Source organism: Chitinophaga parva, from assembly GCF_003071345.1.
In the GTDB taxonomy this organism is placed as follows: Bacteria; Bacteroidota; Bacteroidia; order Chitinophagales; family Chitinophagaceae; genus Chitinophaga; species Chitinophaga parva.
The window spans coordinates 333,592-349,421 of sequence record NZ_QCYK01000003.1; the positions used below are offsets into that span (position 1 = coordinate 333,592).

The 15,830-nt window shown below is 52.8% G+C and carries 13 protein-coding genes; 7 read left to right on the forward strand and 6 right to left on the reverse strand.

Annotation, left to right across the window (positions count from 1 at the left end):
* Positions 1 to 38: 38 nt before the first annotated feature.
* Together DCC81_RS20655 and DCC81_RS20660 are read right to left on the reverse strand one after the other, a co-directional pair.
* Positions 39 to 1,604: an OmpP1/FadL family transporter gene (locus tag DCC81_RS20655; protein WP_108688579.1), complete on the reverse strand. Its 1,566-nt coding sequence runs from the start codon at positions 1,602 to 1,604 to the stop codon at positions 39 to 41.
* A gap of 108 nt (positions 1,605 to 1,712) precedes the next feature.
* Positions 1,713 to 2,627, reverse strand: coding sequence for a hypothetical protein (locus tag DCC81_RS20660; RefSeq protein ID WP_108688580.1), 915 nt, complete (start codon positions 2,625 to 2,627; stop codon positions 1,713 to 1,715).
* A gap of 417 nt (positions 2,628 to 3,044) precedes the next feature.
* Here DCC81_RS20660 and proS point away from each other — a divergent pair, with 417 nt between their 5' ends.
* The 3 genes from proS to DCC81_RS20675 all read left to right on the forward strand — a co-directional run bounded on the left by proS (position 3,045) and on the right by DCC81_RS20675 (position 8,458).
* Positions 3,045 to 4,520, forward strand: coding sequence for a proline--tRNA ligase (proS, locus tag DCC81_RS20665; protein WP_108688581.1), 1,476 nt, complete (start codon positions 3,045 to 3,047; stop codon positions 4,518 to 4,520).
* A 258-nt stretch (positions 4,521 to 4,778) separates the two neighbouring features.
* The gene (locus DCC81_RS20670) at positions 4,779 to 7,700 is read left to right on the forward strand and encodes a sensor histidine kinase (protein WP_108688582.1); all 2,922 of its coding nucleotides are present in this window, start codon (positions 4,779 to 4,781) and stop codon (positions 7,698 to 7,700) included.
* On the forward strand, positions 7,697 to 8,458 hold the full coding sequence (locus DCC81_RS20675) for a LytR/AlgR family response regulator transcription factor (protein WP_089713214.1): 762 nt from the start codon (positions 7,697 to 7,699) through the stop codon (positions 8,456 to 8,458). Before DCC81_RS20670 ends, DCC81_RS20675 begins: the two co-directional genes overlap by 4 nt.
* 189 nt (positions 8,459 to 8,647) lie before the next feature.
* Here DCC81_RS20675 and DCC81_RS20680 read toward each other — a convergent pair whose 3' ends face one another.
* Both DCC81_RS20680 and DCC81_RS20685 read right to left on the reverse strand, forming a co-directional pair.
* Positions 8,648 to 10,186: a trypsin-like peptidase domain-containing protein gene (locus tag DCC81_RS20680; RefSeq protein WP_108688583.1), complete on the reverse strand. Its 1,539-nt coding sequence runs from the start codon at positions 10,184 to 10,186 to the stop codon at positions 8,648 to 8,650.
* 234 nt (positions 10,187 to 10,420) lie between these two features.
* Positions 10,421 to 11,410, reverse strand: a complete 990-nt coding sequence (locus DCC81_RS20685; protein WP_108688584.1) for an aldehyde dehydrogenase family protein — start codon at positions 11,408 to 11,410, stop codon at positions 10,421 to 10,423.
* Positions 11,411 to 11,504: 94 nt separating this feature from the next.
* On the opposite strand from DCC81_RS20685, the gene DCC81_RS20690 reads away from it, so the two are divergent.
* The 4 genes from DCC81_RS20690 to DCC81_RS20705 all read left to right on the forward strand — a co-directional run bounded on the left by DCC81_RS20690 (position 11,505) and on the right by DCC81_RS20705 (position 14,216).
* Positions 11,505 to 11,852, forward strand: coding sequence for a 4Fe-4S dicluster domain-containing protein (locus DCC81_RS20690; protein ID WP_108688585.1), 348 nt, complete (start codon positions 11,505 to 11,507; stop codon positions 11,850 to 11,852).
* A gap of 156 nt (positions 11,853 to 12,008) precedes the next feature.
* On the forward strand, positions 12,009 to 13,001 hold the full coding sequence (locus DCC81_RS20695; protein ID WP_108688586.1) for a D-alanine--D-alanine ligase: 993 nt from the start codon (positions 12,009 to 12,011) through the stop codon (positions 12,999 to 13,001).
* A gap of 45 nt (positions 13,002 to 13,046) precedes the next feature.
* Complete coding sequence (locus DCC81_RS20700) at positions 13,047 to 13,844, forward strand: PASTA domain-containing protein (RefSeq protein ID WP_108688587.1); 798 nt, start codon at positions 13,047 to 13,049, stop codon at positions 13,842 to 13,844.
* 63 nt (positions 13,845 to 13,907) lie between these two features.
* Positions 13,908 to 14,216: a rhodanese-like domain-containing protein gene (locus tag DCC81_RS20705; RefSeq protein ID WP_108688588.1), complete on the forward strand. Its 309-nt coding sequence runs from the start codon at positions 13,908 to 13,910 to the stop codon at positions 14,214 to 14,216.
* Positions 14,217 to 14,304: 88 nt separating this feature from the next.
* Here DCC81_RS20705 and DCC81_RS20710 read toward each other — a convergent pair whose 3' ends face one another.
* Positions 14,305 to 14,589, reverse strand: coding sequence for a hypothetical protein (locus DCC81_RS20710; protein ID WP_133177744.1), 285 nt, complete (start codon positions 14,587 to 14,589; stop codon positions 14,305 to 14,307).
* 39 nt (positions 14,590 to 14,628) lie between these two features.
* Positions 14,629 to 15,822: a hypothetical protein gene (locus DCC81_RS20715; protein WP_108688590.1), complete on the reverse strand. Its 1,194-nt coding sequence runs from the start codon at positions 15,820 to 15,822 to the stop codon at positions 14,629 to 14,631.
* Between the last annotated feature and the right edge of the window lie 8 nt (positions 15,823 to 15,830).

Here is a 15,830-nt window from a genome sequence, read left to right on the forward strand (position 1 = left end):
TCCTATAAGGCTTGTGTACTTTGTACACCATACAATTATTAAAACTTAAAACCAATCCCCAGCGCCACATTGGACGTAGTGGACTTGATCTCCGCCGGGCCGGGTGTGGGCACGTTAGGCTGGTCGCTACCTACGGTGTAGGGCTGGTCCTGTGCCTTACGGTTCATGTATACGTAAGTCAGGTCTGCGTAGAAGCCACGGTTGCGGTAGCCGATGCCGCCGCTGTAGTATTTACGGCTGCCATCCAGGTTGCCGGTCGCGTAGGGGTTGCCATAGTAGGCAAAGCCTGCACGGAAAGCCCACACATCGATCTTGATCTCTCCACCCACGCGCACGTTGGAAGCGGCTTTGTAGCTGTTCTTGATGTCATCCTGTACAACCTGGCTGCCCTGGTTGTCGTCACTGTTGCCGTTCTTGAATTTCAGGCTGGACGATTTGTAGTCTTCATATTCATAATCCACCGTCAGGAAGCCGGAGGGCTTGCGGATGTTGTTGTCCTTGGGCGTGAACACATAGGCGCCGCTAAGGATGCCTCTCCACGGCGTACGTATGTTATAATGGCTCTGCACATCGCTGCCGTTAAATTCATCGATGGTGCTGGCCGTATAGGTGCCGGTATTATCGGCGGTGGTGTAGTTGCTGTAGTAGCTGTCATTGAGCCACAGCCACTGGGGGCTCATAAAGGTGGCACCAATACGCAGGGCCGGGATGGGGCGGTAAATGGCGCCAATGTTGGCCTGGATACCATTGCCCGAAGTGCTCAGGTGATCTGCCGCCTCGTAGTATTTCATTGTGTAACCGGCAAAGGAATAGCCCTTGTCATTGGTTTCCCGGAATACGGAAGTGCGGTCGTATTGAATATGAGGGAAGCCTACGCTACCACCAATGTAGAATTTATCATCGTAGTTGCCACCCACTGCCACGTTATACAGCTCGCTGCGGCCGGAGGTGTAAATGGATTTTTCCTGGAGCACGCCACCACCTGCGGGATCATCATAAGGGGAAATGGTTTCCCAGGTGTGCAGCGGATTGCCGTTCGCATCATAATTGGCCAGCAGGAAACCGGTGGTCACCGCTTCCAGGGGGCCAAAGGCATAACGGGCGTCATATACGGCGCCGGTATCCACCCCGTTTAACTGCGATACATATTGGCTGCCAATGGAGGATGTATTGTTACGGCCGCGGTAATAAATGTTCTGGTTAAAATTAGCCAGCCGGTTATACCCGATGCCTACGGTCACATTCTGCCACTTGCTGTGCGGGTTCTTCTTGCGCCCGGCCAGGATGAGGCCCAGGCTGTTGATGTTGAAATTCCCCTTGCTGTCGGAGCCGGCGGTGCCCAGGTAAGTACTCTTGTCATTGGCCTGGTTAAAATTGAGGCCAAAGGCAAACTCACTGGTCTTAAAGAAGCCCACCCCGGAAGGGTTGGAGAAAATGGAGGAATAGTCGCCGCCAATGGAGCCCGTAGCCCCGCCAATGGCCTGTGCCCTGGCAGAGCCGCCTGGGGTGTATTGGCTGTATCTGAGCACGTCCGTTTTGTCCTGCGCCCGGGCAGACATAAAAGCAGCCACTATTGCAAAGGTGAATGCAATTTTCTTCATCATTTAGCACGATTTTATTAAAAACGATCTCGGGTAGGGTTATATGTTGTGGAGCGGGAAAAAAAATACCCTGGTGGAATGTAGCCAGGGTATTTTTTAAAGAGGTGAAGTTTATCTTCTGCGACCACCACCACTGAAGCCGCCGCCTCCGCCACTGCTGCGGGGAGCAGAGAAGCTGGGAGAGGGTGCGCTGAAAGTGCGGGTAGGTGCACTGAAGGTACGGTTCTGCACCGGTTGGTAGTTAGGTTGTGAGAAGGTGCGGGTGCGGCCGTTGAAGCCTGCGGATGTTTCACCTGCAGACGGTGCAAATACGCGGCGGGTGTTGCCCACGCCTACGTTAGTGGTACGGCCACCGGGATTGGCCACTACACCGGTACGGGTGCGGCCGCCAATGAATCCGCCGTTATTGTTATAACCGTTGCCGGCAGTAGGCATATTGTTGGTACGGATACGGTTTACTGTGTTAGAGTAATAATAACCGTGACCGCCGCCGTAGTAACCGCCGTGGTAGTAACCACCACCGTAATAGGGGTAGTAACCATAGCCATAAGCGTAGTAAGGAGAGTAGAAGGGGCTGTACCAGGGGCTATACCAAGGGCTGTATCCCCAGCCAAGACCTATGCCCAGGCCAAATCCAAGGCCCCAGCCATAACCCATGCCGTAGCTCAGGCCAAAACCGGAGTAAGGATAGTAGGAGTACCACGGGCTGCCGTAATAGGCGCTCATGCCAATGGGAGCGGAATAATAATCGCTGTAGCTGCCACTTACGTACTTCCCGGAGAACATGTCCATTCGACGACCATAGTCAGAATCGTATTGGGAACCGTCATCGTAAGTAACGTAGGTGCCACCGTCATCGGTGGTGGTGGTAGTGCTGCCGTTGTCTGCATTGCGGCTGGTGGCAACGCGCGAACTGCTGCTGGGCGAATTATACACATCGTCCGGCGTCTGGGCGGCTTTGTAGGCGGAGGAGCAGCTACTTAGAACCAGCGTGGCTGCCACTGCGCTATATAGTAAGAGTTTCATTTGTAAGGTGTTTACTTATTTAAGTTAACAAAATTCTCCCAAGGTAAAAGTATGCAAATTCTTAATATAATTCTCTGATAAATCTCACTTTTCCGTTTAGCTGGTTTATATTCGCAATCCTGTTGATTCTGCGCGGTTTTACCCGGTAAAAGGGATGCAAAAAATGAGCCACCGGCGTTAAACTGACACTTAGGCGTGCCCGTTATAAGGTAAAGACGTTCCAGCGCTTATTTTGTTACAACGTTTTTATAAGCGCAAAACATATTTTAGTTTTGACCTTTTTACGGAAAAGGCTGCTTTAGTCAACATTTTCGCTGTCAACAGGTTATTAGACGGCACCGGGCAGCCCGCGTTTAACCGCGCTGCCGCCCGGACACAAAAAAATCAATTTATAGTTATCTAGTTTTTCAATCAGTTATGAGCAAAGAAATTACGGCCCGTTCCGAAGATTACTCGCAGTGGTACAATGACCTGGTTTTAAAAGGCGGCCTGGCAGACTACTCTGCCGTGAAAGGTTGCATGGTGATCAAACCCTATGGCTTTGGCCTCTGGGAAGGCATGCGCGATGTACTGGACAAAATGTTCAAAGACACCGGTCACCAGAACGCCTATTTCCCGCTCTTCATTCCCAAAAGCTTCCTCAGTAAAGAGGCCGACCACGTGGAAGGTTTTGCCAAGGAATGCGCCGTGGTGACCCACTACCGCCTGAAGGTAGATGAGCAGAACGGTGGCGTAGTGGTAGACCCCGAAGCCAAACTGGAAGAAGAACTGATCGTACGCCCCACCTCCGAGACCATCATCTGGAATACCTACAAGAACTGGATCCAGTCGCACCGCGACCTGCCCCTGCTCATTAACCAGTGGGCCAACGTGGTACGCTGGGAAATGCGCACCCGCCTGTTCCTGCGCACGGCCGAGTTCCTGTGGCAGGAAGGCCACACTGCCCATGCCACTGCCGATGAAGCCATCGCGGAAACCCGCCAGATGCTGGACGTATACGCTGATTTTGCTGAAAACTGGATGGCCCTGCCCGTAGTGAAAGGCGTAAAATCTGCCAATGAACGCTTTGCCGGCGCCGTAGACACCTACTGCATCGAGGCCCTCATGCAGGACGGTAAAGCCCTGCAGGCCGGTACATCCCACTTCCTGGGCCAGAACTTTGCCAAGGCATTTGACGTACAGTTCACCAACAAGGAAAACAAGCTGGAATATGTATGGGCCACCTCCTGGGGCGTATCCACCCGCCTGATCGGGGCCCTGGTAATGGCGCACAGCGATGACGACGGCCTGGTGCTGCCGCCCCGCATTGCCCCCCTGCAGGTGGTGATCGTGCCCATTTACAAAGGCGACGACCAGAAAGCCAGGATCGACGAGAAAGTGCACGCCATCATGGCCGACCTGAAAAAAGCCGGTATCCGCGTGAAATATGACGATTCCGACAATGCCCGCCCCGGATGGAAATTTGCCGAGTACGAACTGAAAGGTGTACCCGTACGCATTGCCCTGGGTGCCCGCGACCTGGAAAACAATGTAGCTGAAGTGGCCCGCCGCGACAACAAGACCAAGGAAAGCCTTTCCCTGGACAACCTGGCCGGTACTGTTCAAAATCTCCTGGATGAGATCCAGCAAAATATTTACAACAAGGCTAAAGCCTACCGCGACGGGCACATCACCCAAGTGGATACCTGGGACGAGTTCATTGCCACCCTTGATGGCAAGGCCGGCTTTGTATCCGCCCACTGGGATGGCACGTCTGAAACAGAAGAAGCCATTAAAGAAAAGACCAAAGCCACCATCCGTTGCATTCCGCTGAATAACCCCCAGGAAGAAGGCAAATGCATCCTCACCGGTAAGCCTTCCAAAGAGCGCGTACTGTTTGCAAGGGCGTATTAGAATCGTACAACGTACAACGTACAGCGTACAGCGTACAACGTACTTTTTGATGGAAACTGCTGTGGCAGCGGGAGTGCTTTGGGTGTGAGGTAACTTATTGGGCAGTACTTTTTTATTAGTACAAGACGTTAAATAGGAGCCCCGGCACTGCATACCGGTGCTGGTGCTCTTAATACTATCCCTTGCACAAGGCTGGTTGTACGTTGTACGTTGTACGCTGTACGCTGTACGTTGTACAATTTCCATAACTTTAAACCAATGCTCTTTAAGCGCTACATAGCCCTTTGTACCTTTTTACTGACCGGGTTCATCGCCCGCACCAGCGCGCAGGGTATCCTCATTCGCAATTATAATGTGAAGGATGGCCTGGCCAATGCGACCGTGTACGGGGCCGTACAGGATAAGGACGGCTTTATCTGGTTTGCCACGCCCACCGGGGTCAGTAAGTTTGACGGGAAGCGCTTCCGCAATTATGCCAAGCATGATGGATTGCCGGACAATGACGTGTTTAAACTGGCAGCGGACAACCAGGGCCGCGTATGGTTCTTTACGGCCAATACCAAACTTTGTTACTACAGCAATAACCTGGTGCATACAGACCAGAATGATTCCTCCCTTTACATCCCGGCAAACCAGAACCCCGTTCAGTATGCATTTGACGGCGGCAACACCGTGAACACCTGGTTCCTCAACAGCGGGGGGCGGGTGCTGCTTTACAACGGCCGCACCACGGAAATGAAACGGGAAACCGGCTTGTTCTTCCTGCTGCGGAATGATACCATTTACCACCCGCTGCAAAACGCTTTCCAGCTTACCGGCTGGAATGATGATAATAATCCCCTGCAGGAGATCAAACCCACGGTGCTGGCTTACACCCAGCCGGAGGGCTATGCGCTGGTGCATCACAAGCCGGCCATCATGATTGCCAACCGCCTTTTCATTTATAATAACAACGAAGCCGCCCAGTTCTTTAACGGCGCGGACTTTGGCATTACGGACGATATCCGCTCCCTGTGCGTGGACCGTGACAACCTCTGGATAGGCACACAGAAAGCACTGTACTACATCAAGGATTATTTCCGCGGTGAGCCTAAAATGAGCCGCCTGCTGGATAACCACTATATCACCTCCATCCTGGGCGACCGTGACGGCAACTTCTGGATCTCCACCTTTGGAGACGGGGTATACAACATTCCCTTCAAGAATTTTTACTTCAACTACCTGGATAATACCAATGGCCTCGCCACCCACTCCATTTTCAGCATTTTCCGGGACCAGCGGTCCGGCATGCTGCTGATAGGCCAGAACGCCGGCTACCTCAATACCATGGACCGCAGCGGCAAGATCAGCCAGTATGCGCTGAGCGGTGGGGTAGGAGGGCGCAATAGTATCATCAGCATGCTGCCATATAATAACGATGTGCTGATAGGCATGGACAATGGCCTGTACATCTTTAACATGGCCAAGCAGAAACCCGTGCTGCTGCGCAATGTAAGCCGGTTGAAAGACATTGACGTATCGCCGGGCGGCAAGATCCGCGTAGCGACAGATGACCAGCTGCTTACCCTGGATGATAAGGTGCCACCGGTAAACTTCCCCGGGGGCATTACTTCCGTGGCCTGCGTGGATGATACCAGTTACTTTGTGGGCACAAACACCGGCCTGTATGCGGGATCAGACACCAGCGACCAGTTGCTGAGCCGGTGGACGGATCCCCGCCTGAAACAAAGCATCCGCCACCTGAAATACATCCACGGCGGCCTGTGGATAGGCACGGCAGACCAGGGCCTGTATCTGCTGCACAATGATAGCGTGGTAGCGCATATTTCTATGCGGGAAGGCCTGGCCAGCGATATCTGCCAGCAACTGTACTACGATGACCGGGGCCACCTGTTTGTGGCCACAGACCGGGGCGTGTCTGAAATAGATGTGGCCTCCCGCAGCATCATGCGCAAGTTCACTTCCAATGATGGCCTCAATTCAGATGACATCCGCGATGTGTTTTCACAGGAGAACATGTTGTACATCGCTACGTCCAATGGCCTCTGTTATTTCCGCGACAAGCAATTGCCCGCAGATACCACGCCACCCACGGTATACCTGTCCACCATCCGCTATGCAGATGTGAGCTATACCGCCAGTAGCAAGAATTTTACCCACCTGTTCCAGCGCAAGAGCTCCTTTGAAGTGGAGTTTGGGGCTATCGCCTTTGACCTGCCGGACCTGGTGGAGTACCAGTATAATTTCTCTGCCGATAGTACGGACTGGATCAGCACCAAATCCAATATCATTCCTTACCCGGACCTGCAGCCCGGGCACTATGAACTGGTGATCCGCGCCCGCAAGTACAACGGGGCCTGGAGCAAGCCGGTAAGTCTTTCCATCGACATACTGCCGCGCTGGTACCAGCAGTGGTGGGCCAGGGGCATCCTGGTGCTGCTGGGCATCCTGGCCATCGGCTTTTTCCTGCGCTACATTATCCGCCGGATAAAGCAGAGTGAAACCCGCAAGACCGAGTATAACCGCAAGATCGCGGAGCTGGAGGCCAAGGCGCTGACCAACCAGATGAACCCCCACTTCATCTTTAACTCCCTGAACTCGGTGCAGCATCTCATCCTGGAAAAGGAAGAGAAACAGGCCCTCAACTTCCTGGCGGACTTTGCCACGCTGATGCGGCAGATGCTCAACAACTCCCGCAAGTCTTACATTTCACTGGAAGAGGAGATCGCCTTCCTTACCCGTTATATCGAGTTGGAGAAGATGCGCTTTGCCAATGCATTCACCTACCACTTTAGCCTGCAGGCCTCGCTGCGGGACTACACGGTGTACATACCGCCCATGATCATACAGCCCATCCTGGAAAATGCCATCAAGCATGGCCTTGCGCCCAAGACCAAAGCGGGTTACCTGGAGATAAGGCTGGAGATCGCGGATGATATGCTGTATGTGTCTGTAGACGATGATGGCATAGGCTGGGAGAAGGCGAACAGCCTCAAGTCTGGCCGCCTCATAAAGCATGAAAGTACCGCGCTGAGCGTGATACGTGACCGTTTGCAGATTATCAAATCTTTTAATGGAAATGTTGGAAAGTTGGAAATTATTGATAAATTTAAATCCGGTTTGGGGTCAAAAGAGGGCACCCTTGTTGAGATCCTCATTCCTATTGTAAAGATGCTATGAGTAATATTAAAGCTGCCATTGTAGACGATGAAGTCCGCAACATCCATATTTTGAGAAACATTCTCGAGAACTACTGCAAAGATGTGACAGTAGTTGGCGAGGCTCAGAATATTCATGATGCGGCGGAGATGATCAAGAACAACCCGATAGATGTACTGTTTCTTGATATCGAGATGCCACCGCACAACGGGTTCCAGCTGCTGGAGATGTTTCCGGTACTCAACTTCGAAGTGATCTTCATTACTGCTTTCCAGGAATACGCCCTGCAGGCCATTAAATTTGCCGCATTGGATTACCTCCTCAAACCGATCAAGGTGAGCGAGGTGGAAGACGCGCTGGAAAAAGTGAAGAAAAGCAAGAAAGGCCGCCTGAACGAACTGGCCTCCATCCTGAAAGACTACGTAAAAAATAACGACAACGCCTTTTCCAAGATCGTGATCCCTGTTAACGACGGCTATAACGTGATCGATCTGAAAGACATCATTTACTGCGAAGCGTTTGACAGCTACACCAAGATCCAGCTGATCAACAACGTATCCCACCTCATTTCCAAATCACTGAAGGAATACGAGGAAATGCTGTCTGACAAAGGCTTTTACCGCGTGCACAAATCCTTCCTGATCAATATCCACCATATTGTGAAGATCATCAAAGGCCTGGGCACTTCTGTGATCATGAGCGACCAGAAGAACATCCCCATCTCTTCCCGCAAGAAGGATGAGTTTTTCAGCCAGCTTAAGGGCGTGATCAACCTGTAATTCGGATTTCATTTTCAAAAAATACGGACAAGGAGCCTGGGCGGAAATGCCCGGGCTTTTTTGTTGGTGATGGCACAGGAACGGATCCCCGTTTCCCGTTTGGCGGGGAGGCCATCCACCTCCTGAAAACAACAACGCACCGGCTTTCACCAGTGCGCTGCTCCTTACTTAAATAAACCCTTACAATCTTTATAAAGCCACACCGCTGCCGGCGTTGATGTTATAGTAATATACCCCGTCTGCATCCGGGTACACACCCTGGAGCTTCAGGCTGGGGCTCTTTTCCAGTGCGTGTTGCAGGTCGTCCACGGTGTTCACATTAGTGTTGCCGGCTTTCAGGATCACGAAGCCTTCTTTCATATTGGTCTGCTGTTGCAGGATGCCGGAGCCAATACCGTTCACCAGCACACCACCGGTTACACCCAGGCTGGCCGCATCTTTACGGTCCAGGGTGCGGAGGTCTGCGCCCAGTTTGTCCAGTACGGTGATCTTTACCACGTCCGTATTGCCGTTAATATTTTTCAGCTGTACGTTGCGGGTCACTTCTTTGCCGCTGTGGAGGTAGGTGATGCTGATCTTATCGCCGGGCTTAAAGCGGGCGATCTGTTCGGTCATTACCGGGCTGGAGGGGGTAGCTACACCATTTATCTTGGTGATCACGTCACCCTTCTGGATGCCTGCGGTGGCGGCGGCACTGTTGGCCAGCACCCCGGCTACCACTACGCCGTCTGCATTGCGGGAGATGCCGGCGCTGGCCAGCTGGTCATCGCTGAGCATGGCCAGGCGCGTGGGGTCCAGGTAATTAACGCCCAGGTAAGCGCGCTGTACGTTGCCGTATTTCAGCAGGTCATTCACCACTTTCTTCACCAGGTTTACGGGGATGGCATAGGAGTAGCCGGCGTAAGAACCGGTGGGAGAGGCAATGGCAGAGTTGATACCTACCAGCTCACCATTGGTATTGATCAGCGCACCGCCGGAGTTACCCTGGTTCACCGCGGCGTCTGTCTGGATAAAGGATTCGATGGCGGAATTGCGGCCGGCGCGGTTAATGCCGATGCTGCGGGCCTTGGCGCTTACGATACCCGCTGTGACCGTGGTTTCCAGGTTCAGGGGGTAGCCGATGGCCAGCACCCATTGGCCTACCTGCACATCGTCAGAGTTGCCATAGAGCACATAGGGAAGATGTTCCGCATCAATTTTAATGAGGGCCAGGTCTGTACCGGCATCGGTGCCGATCACTTTGGCCTTGTAAGTTTTGTAGTTGTCGTTGAGGGTCACGGTGATCTCGTCTGCGCCGTCTACCACATGGTTGTTGGTCACGATGTAGCCATCGTCGGAGATGATCACACCGGAGCCGGAGGCCATCTGGCCGGGCGTGTAGTAACGGCCGCCGTTTTCTCCATCGCCGCCGTAATCGTCGCCGAAAAGGTCCTGCAGGATGCTGCGGCTGCGCTGCAGGTTACTGCTGATCTGGCGGGGATTGGTCTTGGTCTTGATGTGTACCACACCGGGTACCGCCACATGGGCCGCTTCTGTAAAATCTACCGGGCCCCCGGCGCTCACCTTGGTGCCGGGCATGTAGCTGGTGTAATTAACAGGAACAGCCTGCGAGCCGTTCTGATACTTGCCTGCCACGCGGGGTTGCATGTATTTGCTGTATACAAATACGCTGGCCAGCGCGGTGGCTGCACTGATAAGGATAGTTGCCGCTATTTGTCTGAGTTTCATATGATGGAGTTGTTTTGTGCGAAGAAACGGGAAACAATCTGTATGCCTTTGAACCCAAATATAAAGGCTGAGTTTAATGCTTTGTTATCTCCTCTGTTTACTTTAACACATTTTTAGAGCAAACGTTAAAAAAAATGGGAAAATTGTCCCGGTTGGTTGATTTATGGGGGCTTTATAACGACAAAATGGCTGCCCCGGGGAACAGCCATTTGCCAAAATTTATCTGTCAAAATATCAGAGACCCGCCAGGAAATCCATGGTGTCCACGCCGTCGGCATAATCATCCAGCTTGGGATACTGGGCGGTGCCAAAGGGGGTAAGGCCTTTGCCTACAATGCATTGCAGGTGGTCATTGGCGGCCAGTTCCGCCTGCAGCACGGTAACATCGTCGTAGAAGCCGTAGTGCAGCACGCTTACAGCAGAGAACACGCTCTCCTGCTCATTGAGCAGGAGGGCGCCGGTGCTCATGTAAGGCGTATTGTTCAGCAGGAGCAGGGCCAGGTTGTAGTCGTAATTGTTCTTATACTTGTGCAGGTCCGCCAGGTCATTGTACCGTTCCAGGGCCCTGATAAGGGGCTCAAAGTTATAGCCCTTTGGTACAAATACCTTGGTCACGTTGCGGCAGCCCAGGCCAAAGTACAGCATCACGTCGTCCGCCAGGAGGGAGAGCTCCCCGGGCGTCTCTTCACCGGTGAGCACCGCCACGGAAGTACGGTTGCGGCGGATGATATGGGGGTAGCGGCCAAAGTAATATTCAAAGTAACGGGAGGAGTTGTTGCTGCCGGTGGCAATGTAGGCGTCACAGCCTTTCAGCACCTCGGCGGTCTCCGTGTGGCCGGCCAGCTCCGGGTACCATTCCTCCAGCTTTTGCAGCAGGTGGGGCAGCAGGATATTGTCTTTAGACGACAGCTTGATACGGAGGCGGTGCCCGCTCAGGAAGCCGCACAGCCAGTCGTGGAAGGCTACCAGGGGAATATTACCGGCGGCTACAATGCCCAGGGTCTTGGGCGCCTGTGTTTCCGGGTATTTAGCCAGCCAGGCCTCCAGTGCACCGGCCTGCAGGAAATAGCGGCAGATATTTTGTATGGCCAGATCCGTGAAGGCGGGTGTGAACCACCCGTTGGCGTGCCCGGCCCGCCTTTTGGCGGTTTGCAGCGCCGGATCATCAGACTGCAGGTATTCTCCCAGGCGTACCAGGGCGGCTATTTTTTGAGATCTATCCATCAAACGATTTAAAAATTCAATTTTTTTAAATAGAGATATTCTATTTTTGTTGCAAAATTAATGGCTTACTACCTTAAACAAAAAAGTTTATATCATGGCAATTAAGATCACCGACGAATGTATAAATTGCGGCGCCTGCGAGCCTGAATGTCCGAACAACGCAATTTATGAAGGCGGCGTGGAATGGGCTTTGGCCGATGGTACCAGCGTTAAAGGTACCTTTACCCTGATGGACGGTACCACCATGGATGCCAACCAGCGCAATGCTCCGATTGCAGTAGATGCTTATTATATCGTTCCCAATAAATGTACAGAGTGCCAGGGTTTCCATGAAGAACCGCAGTGCGCGGCCGTTTGCCCGGTAGACTGCTGCGTACCTGACGAGATGTACCAGGAAACCGTAGAGGCCCTGCTGGAAAAGAAAGCAGCCCTGCACGCATAATTTTATCTGTCTGTACGTTTATACAGGAAGCAAATCATTTTGGAGTCCGGCCATGGCGCCGGACTTTTTTTATTACTTTACATCCCGCCACAAATACTTATACAGAATATTTAATACTTGGCACAATTAATTAACTTTACCCGCTTATAAACAGGTATGAAAAAGAATATTGCGATAGTGGCCGGTGGCTATTCCGGTGAATTTGAGATCTCCGTACAAAGTGCGGCTACCATTGAAAAGAACCTCGATGCGGCCCAGTACAGCGTGTACACGATCGTGATCACCCACCAGGGCTGGACTTACAAGGCGGCTGATGGTGTTACCTATAACATTGACAAGAATGATTTTTCCCTGGCGCTGCCCTCCGGTAAAGTGAAGTTTGATGCCGTGTTCATCGGCATTCACGGTGCCCCGGGTGAAGACGGCCGCCTGCAGGGTTATTTTGATATGCTGGGTATTCCCTACACCGGCTGTGGTGCGGTAACTTCCGCGGTTACTTTCAACAAAGCATTCTGCAATAAGATTGTGAAGGAACTGGGCATCGTGAATATTTCCAAATCTGTGCACGCCCTGTACGACCAGCCCGATACCTGGAGCAATGTACTGGAACACCTGGCATTGCCCGTGTTTGTAAAACCGGCGGAAGGAGGCAGCAGCGTAGGCATGTCCAAGGTAAAAACGGCGGAAGAAATGCCCCAGGCGCTGGAAAAAGCGTTCCGGGAAGACAGCCAGGTGCTCATTGAAGAATTTATCAAGGGCCGGGAACTCACCATTGGCGTGTACCGCGGTGCAGATGGCAAGGTGACACCCCTGCCCATGACGGAAGTAGTGACCACCAAGGAATTCTTTGACTACGAAGCCAAGTACACACCCGGCAAAACCAATGAGATCACGCCTGCCCCGGTAAGCAGCGATATAACGGCGCTGGTGCAAAAAACAGCGGTGGCCCTGTACAATAAACTGAACTGCAAAGGCATTATCCGTATAGATTTCATTTACCAGGAAGATGCCGGTAAATTATTTTTCCTGGAGGTGAATACCATGCCCGGCCAGTCTGAGAATAGCCTGGTGCCGCAACAGGTGCGCGCCGCCGGGATGACGCTTACCAAATTTTACGGCATAATATTGGAAGCGTGCATGAACAAATAAATTGTATCCCTGGTTCCAATTATCACTCACTTATAAGTTTTTGCTGTGTTTGAATTTATTACCAAACGCTCTTTTTTCATTAACCTGCTGGCAGCCATCGTGCTGGTTTTCCTGCTGGCCTTTATTTTCTTCTCCACGCTGGGCATTATCACCCATCACGGCCAAACCATCCAGGTGCCCGATATCCGTGGCAAAAACCTGAAGGAAGCCTCCGCAATCCTGAGCAAGGCCGGTTTTGATGCGGTAGTGCGCGATTCCATCTATGCCGATACCCTTTCCCCCCTGGCCGTATACGACCAGGCCCCGGAAGGTGGCGCCGTGGAGAAAGTGGGCCGTACGGTATATCTTACCATTAACAAGACCGTGGCGCCCATGGTGGCCATGCCGGAACTGGTAGGCCTTACCTTCCGCAGTGCGCAGATGACGCTGGAAAGCCGCCGCCTTAAAGTGGGAGACACCAGCTACCAGCCGGACTTTGCGACTAACACCGTTCTGAAACAAATGCTGAACCACAAGCCACTGAAGGCAGGCGCTGAAGTGCCGGAAGGCAGCGCCATAGACCTGGTGCTGAGCAGCGGCACCGGTAGCATTGAATATCCCGTTCCCAACCTGGTAGGCCTTACCTACGCGGAAGCCCGAGAAGCCCTTACCGCCAGCAACCTGGGAATAGGCGTGGTACTGACCATGGGAGCCGTGAGCGATACCGCTGGCGCCTTCGTGGTAAGACAATCCCCTACGCAGGTAAATAACCTGGGGGATGCCAATACCGTACGTGCGGGGCAGGCCATTGACCTGTGGCTCAGTTCCTCCAAAGGTGCTGCAGACAGCACCGCTAAGCCCTAGGCATTGGGCAGGTGCTGCAAAATGCTTACATTCGGTATCTGAAAAAATTTAAAACAAAGGACTATGCAAGATATTACTGCCGCAGAACTGAAGGCCCGCATGGATGCCGGCGAAACCCTGCACATCGTTGACGTGCGTGAGCCGCACGAACATGAAGATTTCAACATCGGTGGCCTGTTGCTGCCCCTGGGCGACATCCGCAGCCTGCAAACAGAGCCCATCGACGACTGGAAAGAACAGGAAGTGATCGTTTACTGCCGCAGTGGCGGCCGTAGCGGCCAGGCCTGCATGGTGCTGGATAGCCTGGGCTTTACCAACACCAAGAACCTGGTGGGTGGTATGCTGAACTGGGAAAGCACCTTTGGTCGCTGATTTCCAGGGTAACATCAAGATCTTATAAAACAAAAAGCATCCGGCGCAGGCTGGATGCTTTTTGTTTATGGCGGTTTTAGCGTGAATATCAGGAAAGGTTGCGCAGCAGGTACCACATGGTGCCCAGGGGCATGAGCATGCAAACCACTGCCATGGCAATGCAGTACAGGAACACGTCCTGCTCCATCAGCTTGCGGATGCGCAGGATCACGAAAACGCCGGCCAGGCCCACACTCAGCAGGGTGAAGCTGGTCATGATGCCCGCCCCGATGGTGGCGTTACTTTCGTTATAGCTGTTGAGCAATTTGTAAGCAACGGCCACGGCCACCGTTTCCACGATGGTGTAAATGGCCATCATTCTTGTATACTTCATAAGCGATGATTCAGTGGGCGCAAAGTTACGGGCCGTGTATTACACTTCAAAAAATCCCGCGCTGCCACCTACCCAGGTATCCTGCGCATTAAAGTTCACGCCGATCATAGCCGATTTGCTGATGCGTACCAAACTGTGTACCAGTGCAGGTTTGGGAGCCCCATCGGGCCAGGCATACATAAGGCGGATCTCACACTTGGCGGGTCCGGTGGGTGTTTCAATGGCGGGTGTATAAGCTACTTTGCGTTGCAGGATCCATTGGGATGGATCTTTGATATCCGCCACATGCTGTGGCGTTACATTGATAATAACACCCTGGCCTGCATAGCTGAAGAGGGGCTTCAGTACATAGTTTTCCAGGTCTGCGGGCAATGCGCTTACGGCGTGCAGGAAGCGGCTTTCCGGGATATACGCATGCTGCAGTAAAGGCAAGGTATATTTGCTGATGCGGTAAAACCAGTTAGGATGCGGTACCCAGGCTACCTCCAGGTCACCAAAAAGATGGGGGACGTTTTGCAGGAAAGCTTTTTGTTTTTCCAGGTCTTCAAAGATCACGCGGTTATAAATGCGCTTTACGCGGGTCTTTACACCATCACGGAGATAGAAGAGCTGGCGGTCTTCCTGTATGAGGTCCGACACACACACCGGGCGTATGCCCAGCTGGTTTTCCGTGGCCAGGAAATCAACGAGTGTTTTTTGTTGTTGGGGTTTTACTTCCAGCAGTATCACGTGCTCCGGCGCTTCACCGGCCAGGATGGTCTGTTGCAGGAAATCATAATAGCGCTGCGCATTCCAGCCGGGAGGGAAGTTGTCCGCACCGGCGGGCATGTCAAAGTGGGCGCGGAACTGCCGGCCCATTAATTCCTGGAAAGCAAACAGGCTGGGAAAGCCCTGCAACTCTATCAACTGGGGTTCCAGTTCACCGGCCGCATTACGGCAGGCAGCAAAATCAATGATGATAAAGTGGCTGTGCCCATTTTCGTTGGCCACGCGGAAACCCGCCGGGATGGCGCCTTCTGTGCGTTCCTTAAAATCGGGGCGCTGTATCACGGAGATAATATGATCCGCAGCATCCAGCATCTTATCCCGTAGTGTTTTAGGGATAAATACCGGTGTTTCCGCAATGCGGAACGGCGGGCGGGTGCGGCCTTCGGCGGCAATGCCGTTCAGGAAGGCCGCGTATTTTTCAGCGGTGAACTGTGCGTTGTAAGCAGCACGGAGTTGTGGGACCATACGGATGC

Coding starts and splice junctions, on each gene's coding strand:
- DCC81_RS20655 (WP_108688579.1), bottom strand. CDS start 1,604: ATGATGAAGAAAATTGCATTCACCTTTGCAATAGTGGCTGCTTTTATG.
- DCC81_RS20660 (WP_108688580.1), bottom strand. CDS start 2,627: ATGAAACTCTTACTATATAGCGCAGTGGCAGCCACGCTGGTTCTAAGT.
- proS (WP_108688581.1), top strand. CDS start 3,045: ATGAGCAAAGAAATTACGGCCCGTTCCGAAGATTACTCGCAGTGGTAC.
- DCC81_RS20670 (WP_108688582.1), top strand. CDS start 4,779: ATGCTCTTTAAGCGCTACATAGCCCTTTGTACCTTTTTACTGACCGGG.
- DCC81_RS20675 (WP_089713214.1), top strand. CDS start 7,697: ATGAGTAATATTAAAGCTGCCATTGTAGACGATGAAGTCCGCAACATC.
- DCC81_RS20680 (WP_108688583.1), bottom strand. CDS start 10,186: ATGAAACTCAGACAAATAGCGGCAACTATCCTTATCAGTGCAGCCACC.
- DCC81_RS20685 (WP_108688584.1), bottom strand. CDS start 11,410: ATGGATAGATCTCAAAAAATAGCCGCCCTGGTACGCCTGGGAGAATAC.
- DCC81_RS20690 (WP_108688585.1), top strand. CDS start 11,505: ATGGCAATTAAGATCACCGACGAATGTATAAATTGCGGCGCCTGCGAG.
- DCC81_RS20695 (WP_108688586.1), top strand. CDS start 12,009: ATGAAAAAGAATATTGCGATAGTGGCCGGTGGCTATTCCGGTGAATTT.
- DCC81_RS20705 (WP_108688588.1), top strand. CDS start 13,908: ATGCAAGATATTACTGCCGCAGAACTGAAGGCCCGCATGGATGCCGGC.
- DCC81_RS20710 (WP_133177744.1), bottom strand. CDS start 14,589: ATGAAGTATACAAGAATGATGGCCATTTACACCATCGTGGAAACGGTG.
- DCC81_RS20715 (WP_108688590.1), bottom strand. CDS start 15,822: ATGGTCCCACAACTCCGTGCTGCTTACAACGCACAGTTCACCGCTGAA.